The 2,160-nt window shown below is 48.1% G+C and carries 8 protein-coding genes; all 8 read left to right on the top strand.

Annotated elements, in window-relative coordinates:
* On the top strand, positions 1–381 hold a 381-nt coding region (locus MMY81_RS36205), incomplete at its 5' end, for a DNA gyrase subunit A (RefSeq protein ID WP_374563474.1).
* On the top strand, positions 330–446 hold the full coding sequence (locus MMY81_RS36200; RefSeq protein ID WP_374563486.1) for a hypothetical protein: 117 nt from the start codon (positions 330–332) through the stop codon (positions 444–446). The genes MMY81_RS36205 and MMY81_RS36200, both read left to right, overlap by 52 nt.
* A 96-nt stretch (positions 447–542) precedes the next feature.
* Positions 543–719: a hypothetical protein gene (locus tag MMY81_RS36195; RefSeq protein WP_374563471.1), complete on the top strand. Its 177-nt coding sequence runs from the start codon at positions 543–545 to the stop codon at positions 717–719.
* Positions 662–961: a DNA gyrase subunit A gene (locus tag MMY81_RS36190; protein ID WP_374563483.1), complete on the top strand. Its 300-nt coding sequence runs from the start codon at positions 662–664 to the stop codon at positions 959–961. Before MMY81_RS36195 ends, MMY81_RS36190 begins: the two co-directional genes overlap by 58 nt.
* On the top strand, positions 909–1,127 hold the full coding sequence (locus MMY81_RS36185; RefSeq protein WP_374563468.1) for a hypothetical protein: 219 nt from the start codon (positions 909–911) through the stop codon (positions 1,125–1,127). The genes MMY81_RS36190 and MMY81_RS36185 overlap by 53 nt, the downstream gene beginning before the upstream one ends.
* Entirely contained in the window at positions 1,021–1,425 is a 405-nt protein-coding gene (locus MMY81_RS36180; RefSeq protein WP_374563480.1) for a DNA gyrase subunit A, read from the top strand. The genes MMY81_RS36185 and MMY81_RS36180 overlap by 107 nt, the downstream gene beginning before the upstream one ends.
* Positions 1,426–1,445: 20 nt before the next feature.
* The gene (locus MMY81_RS36175) at positions 1,446–1,709 is read left to right on the top strand and encodes a DNA gyrase C-terminal beta-propeller domain-containing protein (protein ID WP_374563465.1); all 264 of its coding nucleotides are present in this window, start codon (positions 1,446–1,448) and stop codon (positions 1,707–1,709) included.
* Positions 1,710–1,776: 67 nt separating this feature from the next.
* A complete protein-coding gene (locus tag MMY81_RS36170; RefSeq protein ID WP_374563477.1) occupies positions 1,777–2,010 on the top strand; it encodes a DNA gyrase C-terminal beta-propeller domain-containing protein in 234 nt (77 codons plus the stop codon).
* The last annotated feature ends 150 nt before the right edge of the window (positions 2,011–2,160 follow it).

The raw sequence follows: 2,160 nt of genomic DNA, 5'->3' as shown, positions 1-2,160 counted from the left end.
CGTAAAGCCGCTAAAACGGTAGGTAACGTAATTGGTAACTACCACCCGCACGGAGACAGCTCTGTGTATGAAGCGATGGTGCGTATGAGCCAGGACTGGAAGGTCCGCAATGCGCTCGTGCAGATGCACGGCAACAACGGTTCGGTGGATGGAGACCCGCCTGCCGCAATTGCGTTATACCGAGGCACGGCTGTCGGCTCTTTCTGCGAGCTTCTCCGTGATATTGAAAAAAGCACGGTCGAATATATTCCAAACTTCGATGATTCCCAGGAGGAGCCGGTCGTTCTGCCGGCGAGTACCCGAATCTGCTGGTTAATGGCTCCACCGGTATCAGTGCCGGTTACGCCACCGATATTCCTCCGCATCAGCTCGGAGAAGTAATTGATGCAGCCTTAATGATGATTGATAAGCCAGAAGCGGGCATAGAAGAACTGATGACGTATTAAAAGGACCGGATTTCCCGACCGGCGGCACGATTCAGGGGCTGGAAGGCATCCGCAGTGCCTACGAAACCGGTAAAGGGAAAGTAATGCTGCGAGCCAATGCAGAAATTGAAGAACTTCGCGGAGGACGCAAGCAGATTGTTTATTACGGAAATTCCCTATGACGTAGTGAAATCAAATCTTGTTAAAAAGATGGACGAAATCCGTTTGATAAAAAAATCGACGGTATCGCTGAAGTCCGGGATGATACGGATCGAACAGGACTCCGTATTGTAATTGAGCTTAAAAAAAGCCGATCCCGAAAACGTACTAACGTTTTTATACAAATCCACGGATCTGCAGATTGCCTATCATTTCAATATGGTGGCTATTTACAACCAGACGCCGCCAAGCTTATGGGACTTAAACCTTTGCTATCAGCTTATATTGACCACCAGCGCGAGGTCGTCACAAACCGGTCCCGTCATGAACTCGATAAAGCGGTCAAAAAGGCAGCATATTGTCGAAGGTCTGATTAAAGCCATATCGATTCTTGATGAAGTTATCGCATCCATACGGGAATCCAACGATAAGGCGGATGCCAAACGGAATCTGGAAGAAAAGTATTCCTTTACCCGAACAGGCCGAAGCGATCGTGAACCTGCAGCTGTACCGTTTAACCAACACCGACATTGTGACGCTTGAAAAAGAAGCAGATGCGCTCCGTAAAGAAATTACGCGTCTGGAAGGTATTCTTAAAAGCGACAAAAAGCTGATGGACGTGATTAAAAAAGAATTAACGCGGATACGCAAGCTGTATAATGATGAGCGTCTCACAAAAAATCGAAGAACATATCCAGGAGCTCAAGGTCGATATGGAGGGAATGATCCCTTCAGAAGACGTTATTATTACAGCAACACAGGAAGGCTATGTGAAACGTACGAGCATCCGCTCCTATTCGGCTTCCAAAGAAGAAAAGCCTGGAATGAAAGAAACCGATGAGCTTCTGTATTTCAGGGGAAATGAACACTACGGATACGCTGCTTGTTTACAAAGCGCGGCAGTATATATATATGCCGGTTCATCAGCTCTCCGAGATCCGCTGGAAAGATAACGGACAGCATATCGGCAACCTCGTGCAGCTGGAGGCCGGGGATGAGCTGATCAAAGCCCTGCCGATCCGTACATTTGATACAACAAATGAACTGTTGTTTATTACCAAACAGGGACTCGTGAAAAAAACACCGTTGAATGTGTATAAAGCTCAGCGCTATCCAAAGCGTTGACGGCAGTTAAGCTCAAAGACGGCGATCAGGTCACAGCAGTCCTTGAGCTGGAAAAAGAAACCGATCTATTTTAGCCAGCTCCTTCGGCTACGGACTGCGCTTTCCAATCGAGGATATTCCCGTAGTCGGTAAACAAGCGGCCGGCGTAAAGGGCATTAATCTAAAAGACGGGGACGAGGTCATTAACGCACTCCCGGTCGCCAATGACACGATGCTGGTTCTTGTGACACAGCGGGGCGCTGTAAAGAAAATGAGCGCCGGTGACTTTGAACAGGCAAAGCGGGCCACAAGGGACTTGTGATGATCCGCGAGCTTAAATCAAATCCTCATCGGATTATCGGCCTGTATGAAACAAACGGCGGTGATCAGGAAATTGTTCTCCGGACAGACAAAGGGGTCACACACACCGAGAACCTGAAACGATTTCGAAAAAATGACCGTTACAGCAGCG

Source organism: Sinobaca sp. H24 (assembly GCF_023845525.1).
The sequence above is the reverse complement of the archived record's forward strand: the minus strand, read 5'-3'. Positions and strand labels throughout refer to the sequence as shown.

What these genes read in the sequence shown, in the direction of transcription:
- MMY81_RS36195 (WP_374563471.1), top strand. Translation starts at nt 543, where the DNA reads ATGCAGAAATTGAAGAACTTCGCGGAGGACGCAAGCAGATTGTTTATT.
- MMY81_RS36185 (WP_374563468.1), top strand. Translation starts at nt 909, where the DNA reads ATGAACTCGATAAAGCGGTCAAAAAGGCAGCATATTGTCGAAGGTCTG.
- MMY81_RS36180 (WP_374563480.1), top strand. Translation starts at nt 1,021, where the DNA reads ATGCCAAACGGAATCTGGAAGAAAAGTATTCCTTTACCCGAACAGGCC.
- MMY81_RS36175 (WP_374563465.1), top strand. Translation starts at nt 1,446, where the DNA reads ATGAACACTACGGATACGCTGCTTGTTTACAAAGCGCGGCAGTATATA.